The organism is Nodosilinea sp. FACHB-141 (genome assembly GCF_014696135.1).
Lineage (GTDB): Bacteria > Cyanobacteriota > Cyanobacteriia > Phormidesmidales > Phormidesmidaceae > Nodosilinea.
In genome coordinates this window covers 62,059-80,517 of the sequence record NZ_JACJPP010000017.1, presented here as the reverse complement: position 1 = coordinate 80,517, position 18,459 = coordinate 62,059, and the positions used below count along the sequence as shown (strand labels likewise).

General features: G+C 59.1%; 16 protein-coding genes. 9 read left to right on the top strand and 7 right to left on the bottom strand.

What is annotated here, in order from left to right:
* Positions 1-328 precede the first annotated feature (328 nt).
* Both H6F59_RS18245 and H6F59_RS18240 read left to right on the top strand, forming a co-directional pair.
* Complete coding sequence (locus H6F59_RS18245; RefSeq protein WP_190703380.1) at positions 329-2,182, top strand: NAD(P)H-quinone oxidoreductase subunit F; 1,854 nt, start codon at positions 329-331, stop codon at positions 2,180-2,182.
* 119 nt (positions 2,183-2,301) lie between these two features.
* Positions 2,302-3,861, top strand: a complete 1,560-nt coding sequence (locus tag H6F59_RS18240) for an NADH-quinone oxidoreductase subunit M (RefSeq protein ID WP_190703377.1) — start codon at positions 2,302-2,304, stop codon at positions 3,859-3,861.
* A 163-nt stretch (positions 3,862-4,024) separates the two neighbouring features.
* Here H6F59_RS18240 and H6F59_RS18235 read toward each other — a convergent pair whose 3' ends face one another.
* Positions 4,025-4,453, bottom strand: coding sequence for an NUDIX hydrolase (locus H6F59_RS18235; RefSeq protein ID WP_190703374.1), 429 nt, complete (start codon positions 4,451-4,453; stop codon positions 4,025-4,027).
* A gap of 114 nt (positions 4,454-4,567) precedes the next feature.
* Here H6F59_RS18235 and H6F59_RS18230 point away from each other — a divergent pair, with 114 nt between their 5' ends.
* The 3 genes from H6F59_RS18230 to H6F59_RS18220 all read left to right on the top strand — a co-directional run bounded on the left by H6F59_RS18230 (position 4,568) and on the right by H6F59_RS18220 (position 7,384).
* A complete protein-coding gene (locus tag H6F59_RS18230) occupies positions 4,568-5,863 on the top strand; it encodes a CO2 hydration protein (RefSeq protein WP_190703371.1) in 1,296 nt (431 codons plus the stop codon).
* A gap of 110 nt (positions 5,864-5,973) precedes the next feature.
* Positions 5,974-6,384: a fasciclin domain-containing protein gene (locus H6F59_RS18225; RefSeq protein ID WP_190522362.1), complete on the top strand. Its 411-nt coding sequence runs from the start codon at positions 5,974-5,976 to the stop codon at positions 6,382-6,384.
* Between the two features lie 145 nt (positions 6,385-6,529).
* Positions 6,530-7,384 (top strand): thermonuclease family protein, encoded by an 855-nt coding sequence (locus tag H6F59_RS18220; protein WP_190703368.1) that lies wholly within the window; start codon positions 6,530-6,532, stop codon positions 7,382-7,384.
* A gap of 57 nt (positions 7,385-7,441) precedes the next feature.
* On the opposite strand, the gene H6F59_RS18215 is transcribed toward H6F59_RS18220, so the two are convergent.
* Positions 7,442-8,848: an FAD-dependent oxidoreductase gene (locus H6F59_RS18215; RefSeq protein WP_190703365.1), complete on the bottom strand. Its 1,407-nt coding sequence runs from the start codon at positions 8,846-8,848 to the stop codon at positions 7,442-7,444.
* Between the two features lie 283 nt (positions 8,849-9,131).
* Between H6F59_RS18215 and H6F59_RS18210 the strand changes: the two genes are divergently transcribed.
* Positions 9,132-10,784, top strand: a complete 1,653-nt coding sequence (locus H6F59_RS18210) for a Ppx/GppA phosphatase family protein (protein ID WP_190703362.1) — start codon at positions 9,132-9,134, stop codon at positions 10,782-10,784.
* A 22-nt stretch (positions 10,785-10,806) separates the two neighbouring features.
* Here the strand turns inward: H6F59_RS18210 and H6F59_RS27380 are convergent, their stop codons facing one another.
* From H6F59_RS27380 to H6F59_RS18195, 3 genes are all read right to left on the bottom strand, one after another.
* Positions 10,807-11,505 (bottom strand): DUF948 domain-containing protein, encoded by a 699-nt coding sequence (locus H6F59_RS27380; RefSeq protein WP_190703359.1) that lies wholly within the window; start codon positions 11,503-11,505, stop codon positions 10,807-10,809.
* Between the two features lie 11 nt (positions 11,506-11,516).
* Positions 11,517-11,852 carry a YtxH domain-containing protein gene (locus tag H6F59_RS18200; RefSeq protein WP_190522372.1) on the bottom strand — a complete coding sequence of 112 codons (336 nt, stop codon included), beginning with the start codon at positions 11,850-11,852 and terminating at the stop codon, positions 11,517-11,519.
* Positions 11,853-11,930: 78 nt separating this feature from the next.
* Entirely contained in the window at positions 11,931-12,281 is a 351-nt protein-coding gene (locus H6F59_RS18195; protein WP_190703356.1) for a hypothetical protein, read from the bottom strand.
* A gap of 106 nt (positions 12,282-12,387) precedes the next feature.
* Here H6F59_RS18195 and H6F59_RS18190 point away from each other — a divergent pair, with 106 nt between their 5' ends.
* The gene (locus tag H6F59_RS18190) at positions 12,388-14,547 is read left to right on the top strand and encodes an S-layer homology domain-containing protein (protein ID WP_190703352.1); all 2,160 of its coding nucleotides are present in this window, start codon (positions 12,388-12,390) and stop codon (positions 14,545-14,547) included.
* 74 nt (positions 14,548-14,621) lie between these two features.
* Here the strand turns inward: H6F59_RS18190 and H6F59_RS18185 are convergent, their stop codons facing one another.
* Positions 14,622-15,419, bottom strand: coding sequence for a methyltransferase domain-containing protein (locus H6F59_RS18185; protein ID WP_242021553.1), 798 nt, complete (start codon positions 15,417-15,419; stop codon positions 14,622-14,624).
* Positions 15,420-15,531: 112 nt separating this feature from the next.
* Between H6F59_RS18185 and H6F59_RS18180 the strand changes: the two genes are divergently transcribed.
* On the top strand, positions 15,532-17,157 hold the full coding sequence (locus H6F59_RS18180) for a glycosyltransferase family 39 protein (protein WP_190703349.1): 1,626 nt from the start codon (positions 15,532-15,534) through the stop codon (positions 17,155-17,157).
* 137 nt (positions 17,158-17,294) lie between these two features.
* A complete protein-coding gene (locus tag H6F59_RS18175; protein WP_190703344.1) occupies positions 17,295-17,660 on the top strand; it encodes a hypothetical protein in 366 nt (121 codons plus the stop codon).
* A gap of 132 nt (positions 17,661-17,792) precedes the next feature.
* Here the strand turns inward: H6F59_RS18175 and H6F59_RS18170 are convergent, their stop codons facing one another.
* Positions 17,793-18,155 (bottom strand): nuclear transport factor 2 family protein, encoded by a 363-nt coding sequence (locus tag H6F59_RS18170; RefSeq protein ID WP_190703340.1) that lies wholly within the window; start codon positions 18,153-18,155, stop codon positions 17,793-17,795.
* Between the last annotated feature and the right edge of the window lie 304 nt (positions 18,156-18,459).

The following is an 18,459-nucleotide window of genomic DNA, read 5'->3' as shown; positions in this document are numbered from 1 at the left end:
CATCGCTACTAATTTACTTTTCGGGAAGCGATCGCGACGTCAGGATGTTTTTGAGAGAAGCTGAGGGAGGCGAGGGGTAAAACAGATAAGCATTATTGAAAATTATCAATCAGGAACAAAAATCAAATAGCATTTAATCAATTTACCCCTTTCTTTTTGGGCTAGGCATTGGCTAAACTCTATTGAAAATAGGCTCAAGTCTATTCAGATAGCGATTTGATTGACAAAGGTCAATCCTGCCCTGGGCACTCAGTGTCTGGGCTGAAACCGCTGCCAACCCCTGCCAGGTAATGCTTTCGCTGTCCTTTTGCCCGAGGATGCCTCGTCTATGACTCCAATTATTGCCCAAACCAGCTGGCTGATTCCCCTATATCCCCTGATGGGAGCGCTGCTGACTATTCCCTGGTCACCGGCCTTTATTCGTAGCACTGGGCCGCGCCCGGCAGGGTACATCAACGTTGTGATGACGGCCCTTGCCCTGGTTCACAGCCTGCTGGCGTTCTTGGCCCTCTGGGGGAAGTCGTCACCCCAGTTTTTCTTTGCCTCTTGGCTGGATGTGGCGGGACTAAATTTGGCCATTCCCCTAGAGGCCTCGCTGATTACCCTAGGGGCCTGTGTACTGATTACCACGCTGAATCTGCTGTCGCAGATCTACGCTGTGGGCTACCTGGAGATGGACTGGGGCTGGGGACGCTTTTTCGCCATGATGGCGCTGTTTGAGGCGGGTATGTGCGCCCTGGTGCTGTGCAACTCGCTGCTGTTTGCCTACATGCTGCTGGAGATTTTGACCCTGGGCACCTATCTGCTGGTGGGCTTTTGGTACAACCAATCCTTAGTGGTGACCGGAGCCCGAGACGCGTTTCTGACAAAGCGAGTCGGTGACCTGGTGCTGCTGATGGCGGTGCTGGCCATCTATCCTCTCGCCCACACCTGGGACTTTCGGGAGCTGGCGGCCTGGGCCCAAACCGCAAATGTGGATCCTGGGTTGATCACGCTCATTGGTATTGGCCTAATTGCTGGCCCGATGAGTAAATGCGCCCAGTTCCCTCTGCACCTGTGGCTGGATGAGGCGATGGAAGGCCCGCTGCCCAGCACCATTTTGCGCAATTCGGTGGTGGTGACGACCGGCATCTGGGTGCTGGTGGAGTTGGAGCCCGTGATTGCCCTGTCGTCGACGGCCTCAGCCTTTGCCATCGCGGTCGGGGCGGTGACGGCGATCGGCGCGACGCTGATCTCTGCGGCTCAAATTGACATTAAGCGAGTGCTCTCGTACCTCAGCAGTGCCTACATGGGGCTGATGTTTATCGCTCTCGGCGCTCACCAACCCGGTGCCGCCCTGCTGCTGGCCCTGATCTATGCCCTGGGCATGGCGGCTCTGGTCATGGGCGCAGGCTCGATCATTATCAATATCACCACCCAAGACCTGACCCAAATGGGCGGCCTGTGGGGCCGCCGCCCCGTTACCGCGATCGCCATGATTACGGGTGCCGCTAGCCTGGTGGCCCTGCCTCCCCTCGGTGGGTTTTGGGCCATGCTCTCGCTGGTGTCTGGCCTCTGGCACAGCGATCGCGGTCTGCTGGTAGCGATCGTGCTGCTGGTGAACTGGCTGATGGCCTTTAGCCTGGCCCGGCTGCTGGGTCTGATATTTGCTGGCAAGACCCAGCAGATGACAATGCGATCGCCCGAGCCGATCTGGTTCATTGTGCTGCCGCTGGCGATCGTCGCTGGTTTCGCCTTGCACCTGCCGTTGGTCATGGCCCAGTTCAACCTGCTGCCCACCTGGGCTGAGATTAGCCAAGACATGGCTCTGCTGCTCACCTGGTCCAGCATTCTCGGGGCGGCGATCGGCACCCTGCTCTACGTCAACCGCATGGTTGAAGACCCAGGCAAGCTGATTCAAAAGCCCCTGCAAAACCTGCTGGCCTACGACTTTTACACCCCTAAGCTCTACCGCAACACCTTTGTGTTGGGTGTGGATGTGCTGTCGCGCATGACTGATTGGCTCGATCGCTACGTGGTTGATGGCCTAGTCAATGCCGTGGGCCTGGCCTCGCTCTTTAGCGGCGAAACCCTCAAATATGGCAACACTGGGCAGCTTCAGTTCTATGTGCTCACCATTGCCCTCGGCGTTGCCGGACTCGGGATTTTGATGAACTGGCAGGCGCTATCGGCGCTGTTTTAGACAGCTGTGGAGTGGGGGAGCAAGGAAGTTGGGGCGTTTAATCCCCCGTCACCCATCACCCCATCACCCCCTACCCATCCACCCCCTACCCATCCACCCCCTACCCATCCACCAACACCATGCTCACTCCCCTCCTCCTAATCCCTCTCCTCGGGGCGATCGCCATTTCCCTTTGGCCAGGCCTCCCCAGCCAACAGGCCCGCAACGGTGCCCTAATTGCCTCCGGGGCCGCCCTGCTGTGGACTCTTTATCTATTCACTCAGTTTGATCTAGCCTTTGGCGGCTTTCAGTTCCACGAATTTTTGCCCTGGCTGCCTGCCCTAGGGCTCAACTACGAACTCAGTCTGGACGGCCTCTCGCTGCTGATGGTGGCGCTGAACAGCCTGATCACCTGGATCGCGATTTGGAGCAGTAACCCACAAATTGAGCGACCTCGGCTCTTTTACAGTCTGATGCTGCTGGTGAGCAGCGGTGTGGCAGGAGCCTTTGTGGCTCAAAACCTGATGCTGTTCTTCTTGCTCTACGAGATTGAACTGGTGCCCCTGTATCTGCTGATTGCTATCTGGGGCGGCGAGAAGAAAGCCTATGCGGCTACCAAGTTTTTGCTCTACACGGCGCTGTCTGGCGCGCTGATGCTGGCCGGGTTCCTCGGTACCGTCTGGCTCAGCGGCGCTAAAGACTTTACCTACTACGCGGTGATGGGCCACGACCTGCCGATGGTGTGGCAGGGAGTGCTGCTAGGGCTGCTGCTGGTGGCCTTTGGCATCAAAATTCCCCTGGTGCCGTTTCACACCTGGCTGCCCGATACCTATGTGTCGGCCTCGACCCCGGTGGCGATGATGCTGGGCGGGGTGCTGGCTAAGCTGGGTACCTACGGTCTATTTCGCTTTGGTCTGGGGCTGTTCCCCGATGCCTGGGCGCAGTTTTCGCCCTACCTGGCGGGGTGGGCAGCGGTGAGCGTGCTCTATGGAGCGGTGACGGCGATCGCCCAAAAAGACATCAAGCGCATGGTGGCCTATAGTTCGATTGGCCACATGGGCTACGTGCTGCTGGGCGGCGCGGCGATGACCGACTTGGCACTGACCGGGGCGGTGAGCCAAATGGTTTCCCACGGCATTATTCTGGCCATTCTGTTTCACCTGGTCGGGGTGATTGAGACCAAAGTCGGCACCCGCGAACTGGACGTGCTGAACGGGCTAATGAACCCGGTGCGAGGGCTGCCCATGGTCAGCGCGCTGCTGGTGCTGGGGGGCATGGCCAGCGCCGGTATCCCCGGACTGGTGGGGTTCGTGACGGAGTTTCTGGTGTTTCAGGGCAGCTATGCCGCCTACCCGGTGCAGACCCTGCTGGGGGTGATTGGCACGGGCCTGACGGCGGTCTACTTCGTGATTCTGCTCAACCGCACCTGCTTTGGGCGGCTAGACAATGCGATCGCCTATTTCCCCAAGGTCACCTTTTCTGAAAAACTGCCCGCCTATATTCTCGCTGGGCTCATTCTGTTCCTCGGTATTCAGCCCAACTGGCTGGTGAAGTGGGGCGAACCGACCGCCAGCCTGATGGTGTCTAACATCCCTATCTTCACTACTGAGGTCGTCGCCGATGAGGTAATTCAGGAGCTCGAGGTGCAGCCCGATGGGGCGATCGCCCTCCCCATCGCCACCCTCCCCACCCTGCCCTGACCCCCAACCCCGTAGGGTGCATTCGCGAAGCAATGCACCATCCCATAACGCGATATACCCAAGGTATAAATTTCCGCGATGGTGCATTACGGCCAAAGCAAAATGGTTCGGTAAAAGCGAGAGGGGTCTACGGCCTAATGCACCCTACGGCGATCGGTGGGACTTAGAGGAAATCCCAAATTTGTTCGGGAACCAGCTGGTGGGGGCCATCGCGGAGGTCGGCGGGCGATCGCCAAACCGCCTTAAACTGCCGCTTCCCCTCCACCACATCTAGGCTCTCCTGCCCGTAGAGCGACTCATCCACAAACCGCCCATCGTAAACAAACACGATTTCGTGCCCCGGCTCGCCCTCGTAGACAAAGATGTTTTCCACGATGCCCAGCAGCTCCACCCCGGTGATGTCGGCCCCCAACTCCTCTTTGATTTCGCGAATCGCCGCCTCGGCACTGGTTTCTCCAAAGTCAATGCCGCCCCCCAGAGGGCGCGCAAAGCCTCGCTCTTTCACCGAGTCGTAGGCCTCGTGGACAAGAATCTCGTCGCCCCGCCGCAGCAAACAGATCGAAATTGACCGAATTCGCGCTTTTTTGCCCATGCCAAAAGTTTTGAGTGTTGAATTTTAAGTTCTTCCCGAAACAAATCTAATTCAAAACTCAAAACTAAACATTTACAACTCTCCCACCCATCCACCCCCAACCCATTCACCCCTATGCCCACCCTCACCCAACCTCAAACCCTCATCCCTCCCTCCACCCACCCCCACGCCGACGTGATTCACCGGCTAGAGGCCGGCGGCTCGATGCTGCCCGACACGCCGGAGAACCTGATGCAGATCATCGGCATCTACAAGGCCTACGCCGTGCCGATGGATTTCTATTGGCGCGACCTGCTCTACATTGCCGAGCGGGTGTTTTTGAACCCCATACCGGCCTTTAAGTATTTTTTGCCCCAGGAGTACCTCGACCTGCCCAACCACTACGCGGGTGACACCGCCGACCTACGAATTTGGCGGGGGGAAGCTACAGCCCATCCAGAGCTGCTGGAATTTATGGAGAAGGGCGAGCTGAAGCGCAAACTGCCCAAGCTGTTCCACCACCTGTGGCACGATCGCGTCAACATGGAGTTCGCCGAAGCCTGCATGCGGGCCATGCTCTGGCACCAGGATATGGGCGGCCGGTTCAACGACTATCTATATACCGAGGAATATAAGGGGGCATGCGATCGCGCCATCCGCGCCTACTTTAAGGGCAACCCAGCCATGCTGGGGCTGCACAAACTCTTCCCCGAGATGTTTTATGAAAAGTGCCGCGAACTCTCCTACTACTCCAACCTGGGCCTGTTTTGGGAAGTGATGGCCCCGGTCTTCTTCGAGATGAGTGACATCTATGACGAAGGTGGCTTTGCGGGCGTGCCCGCCGCCATGGACTTTTTGGTCAACGGCATCTTTGCCGTGGCTGGTCGCCCCATCTACCACCACGTTTATGTGGGCGACGAATGCTTCGAGCTGATCCCCAAATCTTGTGGGTTCACCTGGCTGTATGAAGCGGCTTTACCCTACGTGGAAGCCGTGTTCTACCGCACCGCCCCCTTCCGAGGCACCAAATCCTACAACGCCCAAGCTGGTCAGGTGCCGCAGGATCAAAACGACTTCCACTATGGCATTCTCTACGCCGACGTCTTCCCGGTGGGCAGCGCGGGCATTCCCCCGACACTGCTAATGCAGGACATGCTTCACTTCCTGCCGCCCTACCTGTTGGAGTATTACCAGCAGCACTGTCGCGGCGAGGACGACATGCTGATCCAGTTGGGGATCACCTTTCAGCGATCGATGTACAACGTCACCTCAGCGGTGATCCAGGCTCTGCGGGCAGCACTGCTCTACCCCCTCGATGACCAAAACCCTCGCCACCTAATGGCCAACCGCCAATTCTTCGAAGCCCAAATGGATCGCTTTGTGCGCCCTGAGGCTCGGCTGCGCGATGTTCAGCGGCAGGACTACCGGTAGATGGGTAGATGGGTGGATGAGTGGATGAGTCAGCCTCCTGATTACCCAGTCACCCATCCACCCCTCACCCATCCACCCCTCACCCATCCACCCCTCACCCATCCACCCCCATGCCTACCATCGTCGATATCGCTGTCAATACCGAAGGCTTTTCCACCCTAGTTGCCGCCGTTCAGGCGGCGGGGTTGGTTGAAGCGCTGCAAAGCCCCGGGCCGTTTACGGTCTTTGCGCCGAATGATGCCGCCTTTGCAAAGCTGCCCCCCGGTACGGTGCAAACCCTGGTGCAAAATCCGCCTCAGCTGGGGCGTATTCTCAAGTTTCATGTAGTGGCGGGCAAATACACCAAGGATGAACTGATCAAACTCGGCACGGTGGGTTCCCTTGAAGGTGCGACCATACCCATTCACAACCTCTCTGATGATGAGGCGTTTGAGGTAAAAAATGCCACGGTACTCGCTGCCGACATTGAAGCCGACAATGGCATCATCCACGTGCTGGATACGGTCATGTTGATGGGTTAAACCTTGGGCGAGGGAAGCGATCGCTGTCTCTTGGTCTAGCTAGATTGAGTACGTTCTTGCCTGAACTGCATCACTGGGATAGGTATCCTTGGTATAGAGGGTGACATTCTCTGTGAAACTAGCGATCGCATAACTGGCCCCAACAATGCCCCTAACCCGAAGTCGATATGTGACGGCCCTGATTGAGGGGTTGTCTAGTTTGGGACTGCTCGTCTTGCTCTCTGGTTGCTCGGCTTTGCCTGAGATAGGGGCTGTTGGTGCCCAACCTAGAGAGCAAGAGATTGCCGAGGCTTCAACCGGTGAGCAAAATTCCTTAGCAGCCGTCACTGATCAAGATGCACACCAAGCTGCCGCTAAAACCCTACCCACCGCAACCGTAGTCTCTGTGGGCGATGGCGATACGCTGCGTGTGCAGGGGCAGGATGGCTCGATCACCATTCGTCTAGCTTGTGTGGATGCGCCCGAAAGCAGCCAAGCCTTCGGCCCCGAGGCAACGCTGCGGCTGCGGCAGTTGCTCTCGACTGGGCAGATGGTGGAGGTGCGGGCGATTGAACGCGATCGCTACGGCAGAACCGTGGCTGAAATCTACAGCGGCGGCCAATCGGTTGGCCTACAGCTGGTGGGTGAAGGCTACGCCGTCGTTTACGAACAGTACATTTCTGGCTGCGCTGCCACCGCTGACGACTACCGCCAGGCCGAATCTGCGGCCCGCAACGCTCGCCGCAACTTTTGGAGCCAGCCCAACCCCACCATGCCCTGGGATTTTCGTCGGGGCGGGACATCCCCCACCCCAACGGATCCACCACCGGCTGTTGTGCCAGCTCCCGTTAACCCGCCTTCAGCGACTCCGACCAATTTGCCCGCCTGTGTGTCTGGCGATTGCGACTGTGGCGACTTTGCCACCTGGGAACAAGCTCAGGCTGTGCTTAACGCCACCCCTGGTGACCCTCACCGTCTCGATGGCGATAGCGACGGTGTTGCCTGCGAAAGCTTGCGCTAAGGCTGTAGTCGAAAATCCGAGTCCCTACAGGGGCAAACGGTGTTGGCCCCTACCTGTTTACAGCCGCCGTCGCCGCGATCGCCGCCAGTTAAACCAGTTCTCGGCCCAGTCTCGTCGCCAAGTGCCGTGCCGCCAGCGCTGCCGCTGCCACTCGCTCACCATTAAGGGAATGATCTCCGCTTGGCTGAGAGATAGCGTTGGCACCTGATCGAGCCGCGGCAGCGAAATATTCTGGTCGATCGCCAGCGCTACCGTGTGCATGAGTTCGCTGGCTCCAGGGCCGCAAATTTGGGCACCGAGCAGCTGCCCATCGGCGCGCACTATCCACCGGCAAAAGCCCGTGATGTCGTTACCGTAGTGGGTCTTAAGAACTTGACCGAAAGCGACTTGCACCACAGTTGCTTCGCTGCCGTACCAGTGACGGGCTTGGTCAGCGGTGAGCCCGATCCGCGCATATTCTGGCGTGGTGTGGAGCAGGGCAGGGCGGTTGAGAAAGGAAACCTTTCGCAGCGGCAGGTAGAGCGCATTGCGCAGGGCGATCGCCACCTCTTGGCGGTCGGTTGATTCGGCCCAGTAGCCACCTAGGGCCGGGCCGCAGGCAAACACTCGGGGATGGGCAGTAGCGAGGCGATCGTTCACAGATAAAGCGGTGGCAACGCCGTGAACTATTTGAGGCTGAATGCCGATGCTGCTGAGGTAGAGCGGCCCCAAGGCAGGGTGGGAAGCGGTAGCTAGTACCAGGGTTTGAGCCTTGAGTAAGTCACCACTGGCTAACAAGACTTCAACGCTATCTTTGTAATGAATCGCGTCTAAGCGAGTGTTAAGCTTGAGGGTTACTCCTGCCGCCTCCAGGAGCGCTTCCACAAAAGCAGATATATCAGGGTCTTCGGTGGCGAGGAGTGTGTCGCCTCGGGTGACTAGGGTGGTGTGGCAACCGAGTTGAGCCAGGGCTTGGGCCAGGGCGATCGCCGCCGCACTGCGTCCCAGCACGATCGCCGACTCAGGCAGCACCGCCAAGTTTAGCAGCGTGTCGAGGCTCAGTTGGGGGGTTTCGGCTAGCCCAGGAATATCGGGGATGGTAACGGCGGTATTGGGGGCGAGGAGGTAGCCGCGCGATCGCAGTCGCCGCGTCAACGTCGTCACCGCCAGATTCGGCCGAGGGCTAAATTGGCCGGGTTCTAGCACTATATCCACACCGCTAGTGGCCAAGCCATCGAGATTCAGGTGGGGGTAGGCGATCGCCTCTAGCGCTTTGACCCGAGATTTCAACGACTCCCAGGTTTGGCTTTGAGAGGCTCCAGCTTGAGCTAGGGTGGTAAGCACAATCTGCCGACGAACCTGCCGCTCTACTTCGCCTGGAGGCTCAACCAGGGCTACCCGCGCACCCTCTCGCACCGCAAAGGCAGCGGCCTCACGCCCCTGCACCGTGCCGCCGAGAATCACTGCGTCGTAGTCAACGGTCATGGTCTCTCCACGTGTGTCCCCATGAGTTTAGCGCCAGCGCTAGCAGGGGGATCGGGGCGATGGGGAAGGTGAGGGAGATGAGGAAGGTGAGGGAGTGGGGGGTAAGGGGTGAGAGGTAAGGGTTTCTATGGCTCTCTCTAGCTCCCCATCTTCTCTATCTCCCTTATCTTTCCTATCCCCCAACTCCCTCCCTACTTTATTTAGTCTGAGTAAAGTTTATTCCCGGTCCTGATGGGGTGCAGCGGGACAGGTAAGATTTGAAACAAACGCAGCATGGGCGACTATGACAGGCACTATTTCGACCCGCGAGTTCGCATCGATTACCGATTTTTCTGACTTTGCCCCGCCAGAAATTACTAGCGATCGCGTTTTGGCGGCCATCGATGTGGGCACTAACTCGATTCACATGGTGGTTGTCAAAATTCAGCCTGATCTACCCGCCTTTACCATTGTCGATCGCGAGAAAGAGACCGTGCGCCTAGGCGACTTCAATGCAGCCACGGGGGGGCTGTCGGAGGCCGCTATGGAGCGGGCGATCAAGGCGCTAAAACGCTGCTGTGCGATCGCCACTAGCCTTCAGGCCGAAGATATTGTGGCGGTAGCCACCAGCGCTGTGCGGGAGGCCAGCAACGGCCAAGAATTTGTTGAGCGGGTTTACACAGAAGTTGGCCTGGCCCTCAACCTGATTTCGGGCACCGAAGAAGCGCGGCGCATCTACCTGGGCGTGCTCTCGGGCGTAGAGTTTAATGGCCAGCCCCACACCATCATCGACATTGGCGGCGGCTCCACCGAGTTAATTTTGGGCACCGGCGAACCCCATCGCTTTCTCAGCAGCACCAAGGTGGGGGCGGTGCGGCTCACGGCCCAGTTTATTTCCACTGACCCCATTTCAGATGCCGAGTTTAGCTCTCTGCGAGCCTACGTGCGGGGCATGATAGAACCCAACACCACCAAGCTTAAGCACCATCTCCAAGACGGAGAGCCGATGCAGCTGATGGGTACCTCGGGCACCATTGAGTGCCTAGCCGCAGTCATCGCTGCCGAGCGACTGGGCCTGGTGCCCAATCCCCTTAACGGGTTTCAGATGAGCTACGACGAGATCTCGCGGCTGGTCGAAACCCTGCGCCACGCCACCTACGCCGAGCGGCTAGCCCTGCCCGAAATGTCGCCGCGCCGCGCCGAGATTGTCGTAGCGGGAGCGGTGATTTTGCATGAAACTATGGGGCTCCTCAATGCTGAGAGCATTACCATCTGCGAGCGTGCCCTGCGGGAGGGGGTCGTCGTTGACTGGATGCTCACCCACGGTCTGATCGAAGACCGGATGCAGTTTCAAAAGTCGGTACGGCAGCGCAACATTCTCAAAACCGCGAAGAAATATAAGGTGCACTTCGACCGCTCAAAGCGGGTGGCTGAGTTTGCGATGGATCTGTTTGAGCAAACCCGAGGCAGCCTGCACACCTGGGGCAATCTAGAAAAAGAACTGCTCTGGGCCGCCGCCATCCTGCACAACTGCGGCCATTTTGTCAGCCACTCGTCGCACCATAAGCATTCTTACTATCTGATCCGCCATGGCGAGCTGCTGGGCTATACCGAAACCGAGCTGGAGGTGATCGCTAACATCGCTCGCTATCACCGTAAGAGCGCCCCTAAAAAGAAGCACGATAACTATCGCAATCTGCCCACCCGCTACCACCGACAGATGATTACTCACCTCAGCGCCCTGCTGCGCCTGGCGGTGGCCCTCGATCGCCGTGGAATTGGGGCTGTTAAGAGCATTCACTGCAACTTCGATGCTGACGCCCACTTGCTGACCATAGAGGTGCGGGCCGCCAACCCCAATGACGACTGCGCCTCAGAACTGTGGAATCTAGACTATAAAAAGGCCTACTTTGAGCAGGTGTTTGAGGTAAAGCTGGCAGCTCAATTGGTTGGTTAAAGCATTTCAACAGCCGAAGCCCCTAGTCTCGCTCGGTGCTGGGACGGTGCTGGGTTTGCTGGGTCGACCGACTGGGCAATAGCTCAGAAGAGTCGGCGGTGGGGATGGTCTCTAGCCCAGCCTCGGGGAGCGTGTGAAGGGTGGTTTCTTCGAGCTGAGGAAGCGGGATATCAAGGTTACCGGGAAGGGTGCGATTTCCCTCCGGGGAGGCCGCGTCATCGCTCTGGTTTTCCCTGTGGCCGTCCTCAAGCTCCAGCGGTCGTGGGGTGGGGATGGGGGCGCGATCGCCAGGCTGAATAACGGGTTGAGGTGTCTGAGCTGATTTGGCGGGGCGGCGAGGCGGTGGCTGAGGCGACGGATTCTTCGTCCAGGCTTGCCAGGCAGCGCGGGCCCCGGCCATAAAAGTTTTGGTGCCGGTATTTAGGCGCTTAGCTCCGGTCTGGGCAGTAGAAATACTTTGGTTAACCTGCTGCACCACCTGCCCGGCACTCTGCACGCCCTCAGTGACGTCGTCGGTGAGCTCCACTATTTCTAACCCCGTGAGACGAATGGCCTCCAGGGTGGGGGGCAGCTCGCGACCCAGGGTATCAAAGAATTTTTCGGCGCTACGGGCAGCGCGACCCAGCTCGCGCATGGCCGGTATGGCCACCATCAGCACCGCCGTCAGACTGATGACAACCAGCAAAAACGATAGAGCTAGCCAAAACAGCGGGTCGGCCAAAATGGGTGCTCCTACTCCTGGGTAGACCCGTTGCTGACCACGGGTGCGGACTGGCGAAGCTGCTCATATTCCTGGCGGCTGGCCTCTTGACCGGCGGCGATCGCCGCCCGCAGCCGAGTCAGCGTGTGGTCCCAATTAACTAAAGCGGTTTCCGACAGGCGATCGGCTTGAAGATTGACGCTGGTGGCTAAGTCTTCGACCAGCTCAGGCAAGGCATCAGCTGATTTTTTGAGAATGCGACGGGTTTCGCGCCCGGTACGGGGAGCCACCAGCAGCCCTGCCACTGCGCCTATAGCGGCTCCTAGCAGCACTCCGCCAACAAACCCCCCTGACTGTTTCTCGCTCATAATGTCTTTATCCTGTGCTTGCCAAACCGTTGCCCCGACCTCTGCCCAATCCCTTAACCGGCTAGAGCTAAGGCAATCCTACCGCCTTTTAGCAGAAGCCACGTTGGCCCTGGGGCTGAACCGGCGGCTCATTCCTAGCCAACGGCTGGCCTGGGGCAGCAGACCCACCATAGCCATGAGCTGCTGAAGGCGTTGAAGCTGGAGCTGAAGTAGGCTGTAGCGTTGTCTAAGGTAGGCTGTGCCTGCTTGGCCGCGCAAAATAGCGGGAGGAATCACAATGGGATTGAGGGTGTTGTGGGTATTGCGCTCCCAAGTCGTCAGCGCGTCGGCCACGGCCCCCAGACTTTTGCTCAACTGCCATACCTGCCAGGCCACATAAAAGCAAAACAGCGCAATCACTAGATTTAGGCTAACGGCAACCGCAATCACAACTTTCGCCCTATCCTTTTAACTGGCTTAATCATAACGGTATTCTGGCATAGCGACATTCTGAGCCAACCGCCGCATTTCCTGCTGCCGTTAGGAGATCTCCCCGTTGGACACTATAGCTAAAACCCTCGATGTGGATCCCAACCGCGGGATTGATGAACCCTCGGGCCGCCCCCACCTGCCCTACAAAACCCTAACGATTGCCCTCGGAGCGGCCCAGGCCAACACGCTGATCAAGCTCGCCCCCGGCACCTACAGCGCTGCCACGGGCGAACGCTTCCCCATCACCGTGCCGGACGGCGTGATAATCGCGGGCCAGGAATCGACCCAGGGTCAGGGGATTGCGATCGCAGGCGGCGGGTCAGGGCCAGGGGCGATTTCAGTAGGGTTAATTATTCAGGGTCAGGGCCAGCTGCGGGGGGTGACGGTGCAAAACCCTCAGGGCGTTGGCATCTTAATTGGCTCGGGCGCGCCCCTAGTGCGAGCCTGTCGCGTCAGCCAGTGCAAGGTGGGGCTTCAGGTATCGGGGGCTAGCCGTCCCCTAGTGGCAAAAACGGGGGTAAATGACTGCGGCGATCGCGGCCTCAGCTTTGTCGACCAAGCCCGGGGCGAGGTGCAAGACTGCACGGTAGAGCGCTGCGGCACTGGTATCTATCTCGGTCAAAACTCGGCCCCCCTCCTGCGCGGCTGCCAGTGCTCAAATAACCAGGTGGGGGTGCAGGTGGCCGGGGCCGCTAGCCCAGTGCTGCGGCACAATCGGCTGGTGCAAAACCAAACCGCTGGCCTGGTAGTGCAAGACACCGGTCGCCCCGACCTGGGTCAGCCCGACGACCCAGCGGGCAACATTTTGCGCTACAACCGCCAGGCCGATCTGCGCAACGACACCCAACCGGCGCTAACTCTCGTGGGCAACGACGTGATTCCTACGGGGCTGGTGGGGCCAGTTAATCTGTTGGCCAGCCAGTGGCCTGACCCTGCCGCCGTACCGCCGGTGCTGCTCGATCGCCCCACCGTTTCCCCTGCGCCTCCCGCACCTGCAATCCCCACACCATTGGACAAGCCGCTGACTCCAGCCACTCCGGTGCCCAGCCGCTTTACCGACCTAGGGGGCCACTGGGCCACTCCCTACATTGAGGCTCTGGCCGATCGCGGTCTGGTGAAGGGCTACGGCAACGGCACCTATCGCCCCCAGGAAACGATCAATCGGGGCCAGTTTGCGGCTATGGTGGCTGCCAGCTACAGCAACTTCGACCCGGTGCGGGGAGCCATCACCTTTGTGGACGTGCCACCGACCCACTGGGCCGCCAGCGCTATCGACCAGGCCCAGCGCAAGGGCTTTTTGGGCGGCTACCCCGACCAGACCTTTCGCCCTAACCAGGGCATGGTGCGAGTGCAGGCAATCGTGGCTGTGGCCGCGGGGCTGAAGCTGCCCCCGGCCCCAGCGAGCGGGCTGGGGGTGTATCGCGATCGCGCCCAGATTCCCAGCTATGCGATCGATGCTCTGGCCAGCGCCACTCAGGCGGGCTTGGTGATCAACCATCCCGACCCAGAGCAGCTGCGGCCCCTAGAAACCATGACCCGCGCCGAGGTTGCCGTGCTGATCTACCAAGGTCTAGTAGCCCAGGGCAAGGCCCCTCCCTTAACTACTACTGCTACTCCCCCTGCTGCCATGGCTCAAGGATCGTTTCCCGATATTCAAACCCACTGGGCGCTGGACTTTATTCAGGGCTTGCTCAACCTCGGCCTAGTGCAGGGGGATGACGCGGGCCGCTTTAACCCCGCTCAGCGCATGACCCGCGCCCAGTTTGCCGCTCTGGTTAGCCGCGCCTTTGCCCCCGCGCCGCGCCGCCCGGCCCAGCTGTTTCGCGATGTGCCCGCGGGCTACTGGGGGGCCAGCGCTATTCAAACTGCCTACCGGGGAGGCTTTCTCTCGGGGTTTCCCGATCAAACCTTTGGGCCAGAAAATCCCTTGTTGCGCGCTCAGGTGTGGGTAGCGCTGATCTCGGGGCTGGCGCTGCTGCCCAACCAGCCCGGCAACCTGAGACTGCTGGAGCGCTACCGCGATCGCGCCACCATTCCCGACTATGCGGTGAATGCGATTGCTAAGGCCACGCAACTCGGTCTGGTGGTCAACGTGCCCGACATTGCTCAGCTCCACCCCAACCGGGTAGCCAGCCGCGCCGATGTCTGTGCGGCGGTGTATCAGGCGCTAGTGCTACAGCTGCGGGCGTCGAGGATTGACAACCCGTTTATTGTGAGGCCGTAGGAAGAGTGGGCGAGTGGATGGGTAGGCGGGTGGATGGGTGGGTGAGTGGGTGAGTGGGCGAGTGGGCGGGTAGGTTAGGTGACTTTTTCTAAAACCACGAGTAGGCGGGTGGCGAAGAGTTGGGGGAGGTGGTCGCAGAGGCGATCGATCGCTGTCATCAGCGGTAGCCACGAGGTGGGGTAGAGCTGGGGCTTGGAGTAGCCGCCGGAGGCAACGTAGGAGATGGCGGCGTAGCGTTGGGTAGTAACGACTCGAAATCCGTTTAAATCTTGAGGGATGTTGGCTTTGAGAAACAGGCGGCTGGCGTTGCCTTGGGCGGCATAGTAATCAATTTGGGTTGGATCCCAATCGGGGGGCGCGTGCCACTGAATTGGTTGGTTAAGGGCCAGGGGTTCGGGGTGGAGGGCGCCGTAGACTAGCAGACCCAGCAGGCTGACGCAGGGCTCAAACAAAATCACTCGGCCACCGGGGGCCAGCACGCGATCGAATTCCTCGAAGGCAGTGCCGGGATAGCGCAGGTGGTGAAACACATCAAAGAGCACCAGGTTCGACAGACTGCCGGAGGCAAAGGAAAGGGCGTAGGCGTTCTCAACTCGATCAATCCAGGGGTTAGGGAAGATATCGGTGCGGATACAGCCGGGGATCACTCGCTGAATATCGGCGACCCCAGAGCCCAGCTCGACGGTAGGCTGGGGCAGCGGGGCCAGGTAGTTGGCAATGGTTTGGTGAAACGTTTTGTAGATGGCCCGCAGAGCTGGCTTTTGATGCCAAGCTTCGGCATTTTTGAGAATTTCTTGGTTGTGTCGATCGATGCTTCCCGCCGCCATTTCTTCGCTTGTTTCTCCCTTGAGCTTGGATCTAGGCACCATCATAGGCGGTCATTCCCGCGAAAAAGCGGCTGGCTACCGGTAGCACCTGGCTCTCTCAAGGCCGCCGTCTATAGTAGGGTGATGAAATTGTCTGATCCCGAGGTCGAAACTCTCCATGCCCTTGTCCTCCAGCCTGACCACCCGGCGGTTTAGCCTTGGCAAATCCTTCCTTGCGCCCTACCTGGTGCTAAGTCTGTGGGTGGGCCTGTTGCTGCTATTGCGCAGCCCACTGCAAAGCCTGATGCCCCACGACGAGGGCCTGTATGCCCAGCAGGCTCGGTGGATTGTGGAAACGGGGGACTGGGTTACCCAGCAGTGGTGGGGTGCCCCGGTGCACGATCGCATGATGGGTATTCAGTGGCTGATTGCGGCTTCCTACAAACTGTTTGGGGTGAGTGAATGGTCGGCGCGGCTGCCGGGAGCGATCGCCAGCTGGGGAGCGGTGATGCTGACCTACGCGATCGGTCTGCGATGTTTGACGCCCCAGATTGCTCTGTGGGGCGCAGCGATTCTCGCCGCCACCCCAATCTGGATGCAGGCCTCGCGGCTGGCCACTCAAGATGTGCCGCTGACTGCGCTGGAACTGCTCGGGATCTGGGCATTACTTCAGTCGGAAGCGCAGCCTCAGCGCCGGTGGGGCTGGGGGCTGCTGGCCGGCAGCACCGTGGGCTTGGGCTTTATGCTCAAAAGCATCATGGTGATTCCGGTGGTGATGGCCCTGGTGCCCTACCTGCTGCTTGACCATCGCCGCCACCGCCATCTGTTTAACCCAGGAATCTACCTGGGTCTAGTGGTGGGAATGGTGCCTGCGATCGCCTGGCTGGCCCTCAGCGTGCAGCGCTACGGCTCGCTGCCCCTCGAGCGTACCTTTGGCCTGCTGGCCAACCTGGCCCAGGAAGACTTTCACAACGTCGGCCCGCTCTACTATTTCTGGAATATTCCTCTCAATGCTTTTCCTTGGCCGCTGCTGGCGGTGCCCGGGGTGTGGCTAGGATGGCAGTCGCCCTACCCGCGTAAAGCGCTGTGGCTAGGGTATCCGCTGGTGCTGTTTACCCTGCTGGCCCTGTTTAAGACCCGCACCTGGTACTACCCACTCCAGCTATTGCCTTTTGTCGCCCTGCTGGCGGCGCTAACCCTGACGACCCTAGGAGCGCTTTACCGATCGCATCGACGTCCTCGCCTGGTGACAGGTTTAACCGTGCTCCTAACGAGTATTGGGGCTGTGCTGATCATTGCGGGGGGTGTCGCCTTGCTGCAACCCCAGCGATTCCCGGTGGAGGAGCTGTGGCGCTACGGCCTAGTCGCGATCGCGGCGGGACTGGGGTGGCTAGTGCCGCTGGCCGTTTCCTGGCGCTCTGCCCACCACCAGCGTGGTGAATCCGCTGCACTTTGGCAGGGGGGATGGCTGTTGGGGCCATGGGGGGCGATCGCCTTGCTCTACGCCACTGGTCTATGGGGCAACTACAACCCCGACATTAAATTGGCGCTGACCACTCCACCCCTCCAAGAGATTGTGGCCCAAAACTCTGTCCACGCTATTGTCAACAGCATCGGCCTGGGTGACGAAGATGCGGTGCTAATCACCTTCTACACGCCCCAGCCCGGCACCGCTACCGACGACTGGCAGACCTTAGCTCCAGGCAGCTACGCCTGGGTTGCCGTCCCAGACTTAGGTGCGCTACCCGCCGAGACGGTGCGCTTGGGCCAGGTGCGCGATTGGGTGTTGGTGCAGCTTCCTTAAACATTAGTAAAGTCTCCGTAGAGCTGGCAAAACTTGGTGTGGTAATAGATACCGCTAGAGGCAGTCTAGGGGTAAGGTCAATCGCTGGTCACGGACCGGGCGTTGGCCTCATTTTTATCAACCTCGGAGCATTGAATATGACTAAGTTTGGAGTGAAGATGACGGCAACGGTGGCGTTAGGGGCGATCGCGATTGCTACCACAGCAACGATTGCCCAGGCTCAGTCCCGCTCAGACTGGCTCAGCACCGGCGAAACCATTACCTATGAAGGTTACTTGCTGGCGGATGAGGCTGTGTTCGCCAGCTGCGATGAAGACTGTAGCGATCTTGACATGTTTCTCTACGACGCTCAGTCGGGTGAACTGGTAGCCTCAGATACGCTGGTTGACGCTGTGCCTGGAGTAGTTGCTCCCTACGAGGGCAACTTCTTGATTGAGCTGGTGATGGCTAGCTGCAGCGTTGAACCCTGCGCCACCTGGACCGAATCGGATGCTGGCTTTTAGGTAAAAGTAGAGGTCAAATTTCTAGGAGAGTATCTGGAGAAATTATAGAGGGCAGGGGCGATCGCCCCTGCCCTCTCGCTTTGGGGAATCCCCATTGAATCCTTCATGCACGAGTGGTGCCTCTATCCCCTGTTAGGGTGCATCTGGCAGGGGCAAGCCGTTGAGCCGCAAAAATGTCAGCTTGTCCCAATAACCGCGCTGAAAGACAATTTTGCCGTCCAGAATATGAAAAAAACCGCAGCCTCGCAGCCCTAAAGGATCGCGCCATTCGAGAATGGCCCACTCTCCATCCTGAAAAATTTGCTCAACGATGCAGACCATGTCGGCCTGGGCAAACGCCGCCGCAAACATGGCTCGAATGGCGTGGCGACCGATGACGGGCGCATCGGCCACTTGATGGTTAATGGCATCGTCGCTGTAGAAGGCTACTAGGCCTTCCACATCGCGGCGGTTGAATGTATCAACCCAAGTCTTCACGAGTTCCCGAGGTTCCATAGTCGTTTGTCCAGGTAAGTATGCAATGGCACCTATTGCCTCACCTGTTTTCTAAAGGGCTGATGCCGATTTGTCCCCTGGCCAGTGCTGCTCTAATCTCCAGCCAGTACTGCCAGTATAGGCAAGTACTGCTCTGCCCACTGCGTTAGTTGGCGGCTGCGATCGCCTCTGCCTTTTCTAGTGGTTCACGCTACCAAAGAACCCACATTCCTCGCATCCGTTAAATTTTCAGGACTTCTGTCGCTCATTCTTAGAAAATACGCCATAGTTTGGGCAGTTGGAGCGTAACGATAGGGCAGCGACA

Excerpts from the sequence above, each read along its gene's own strand:
- H6F59_RS18245 (WP_190703380.1), top strand. The coding sequence starts at position 329 with ATGACTCCAATTATTGCCCAAACCAGCTGGCTGATTCCCCTATATCCC.
- H6F59_RS18215 (WP_190703365.1), bottom strand. The coding sequence starts at position 8,848 with ATGACCGTTGACTACGACGCAGTGATTCTCGGCGGCACGGTGCAGGGG.
- H6F59_RS18200 (WP_190522372.1), bottom strand. The coding sequence starts at position 11,852 with ATGAGCGAGAAACAGTCAGGGGGGTTTGTTGGCGGAGTGCTGCTAGGA.
- H6F59_RS18170 (WP_190703340.1), bottom strand. The coding sequence starts at position 18,155 with ATGGAACCTCGGGAACTCGTGAAGACTTGGGTTGATACATTCAACCGC.
- H6F59_RS18175 (WP_190703344.1), top strand. The coding sequence starts at position 17,295 with ATGACTAAGTTTGGAGTGAAGATGACGGCAACGGTGGCGTTAGGGGCG.
- H6F59_RS18185 (WP_242021553.1), bottom strand. The coding sequence starts at position 15,419 with ATGATGGTGCCTAGATCCAAGCTCAAGGGAGAAACAAGCGAAGAAATG.
- H6F59_RS18220 (WP_190703368.1), top strand. The coding sequence starts at position 6,530 with ATGCCCCTAACCCGAAGTCGATATGTGACGGCCCTGATTGAGGGGTTG.
- H6F59_RS18210 (WP_190703362.1), top strand. The coding sequence starts at position 9,132 with ATGACAGGCACTATTTCGACCCGCGAGTTCGCATCGATTACCGATTTT.
- H6F59_RS18235 (WP_190703374.1), bottom strand. The coding sequence starts at position 4,453 with ATGGGCAAAAAAGCGCGAATTCGGTCAATTTCGATCTGTTTGCTGCGG.
- H6F59_RS18230 (WP_190703371.1), top strand. The coding sequence starts at position 4,568 with ATGCCCACCCTCACCCAACCTCAAACCCTCATCCCTCCCTCCACCCAC.
- H6F59_RS18240 (WP_190703377.1), top strand. The coding sequence starts at position 2,302 with ATGCTCACTCCCCTCCTCCTAATCCCTCTCCTCGGGGCGATCGCCATT.
- H6F59_RS18180 (WP_190703349.1), top strand. The coding sequence starts at position 15,532 with ATGCCCTTGTCCTCCAGCCTGACCACCCGGCGGTTTAGCCTTGGCAAA.
- H6F59_RS18225 (WP_190522362.1), top strand. The coding sequence starts at position 5,974 with ATGCCTACCATCGTCGATATCGCTGTCAATACCGAAGGCTTTTCCACC.